The organism is Rhodopirellula europaea 6C, assembly GCF_000338295.1.
GTDB classification, from domain to species: Bacteria; Planctomycetota; Planctomycetia; order Pirellulales; family Pirellulaceae; genus Rhodopirellula; species Rhodopirellula europaea.
In genome coordinates this window covers 1-753 of sequence record NZ_ANMO01000210.1, presented here as the reverse complement: position 1 = coordinate 753, position 753 = coordinate 1, and the positions used below count along the sequence as shown (strand labels likewise).

Here is a 753-nt window from a genome sequence, read left to right as displayed (position 1 = left end):
GGCGTGAATGAAGCCGTTACCCAGTCGATTGCCCTGGTGCGTGCTGTCGTAGTCCCCGCGAACGCTCAAGCTCGCGACCAGCGGATGGTAAACCGTTTTCTTGTAGTAGCCGTTGTAGCCCGCTCCATGCTGCTTGCCGTGAACTTCGATTGGAAAGCTGTCGATGTCGACGGTGGCCTGTTTGACGCGGCGGCCTCCCGAAGCGATCACGTGTCGCTGGACGCTTTGGGCCAATCCGTTTCGGACCGCTTCCAAGTTGCCCGCTTGCCCGGTCAGGATGCCGATCAAGCGGGACTGAGTGGGTTGGCTTGCCAATCGCTCGTCGGCGACGGCATCGCCGGTGCGGTTCCAGACGGCGACGCGGAACGCGGGGTCATGAGCCAAGCGGTCGACATCGTCCTGAGCAGAACAGCCCAAAGCCATGGCAAACACACGCTCACGAATTAATTCGTCGATGCGATAGCGTATGCGATCTTCGCGTCTGGGGTCGCGGACGTCCTTGGCGATTGCGTCGAAGAGGCCAAGTCGATGTTCGGCATCGCGAAGCATGATGACGCCGGCATGAGAGGTGATTCGATGATCGGTCGACTGAACCTTCACGGAGCGATTGAATTGGGGCTCGAAAAGGTTACCTTGGTGTTCACCCATCGCGTGAATCCTTGTTGCGTTTGAGTTGGTTGTGGTTAACCGTTAAACGCAGTGGTTCACGCGATGGTTTCTCTATTCAACAAGTTCTTGGTGAATAATGCGGGG

At 57.6% G+C, this 753-nt stretch carries 1 protein-coding gene; it reads right to left on the bottom strand.

Annotated features, from left to right (window positions below):
• The coding region (locus RE6C_RS21185; protein WP_008659920.1) for an IS1380 family transposase at positions 1–648 on the bottom strand (648 nt) is incomplete at its 3' end.
• Positions 649–753: the final 105 nt, after the last annotated feature.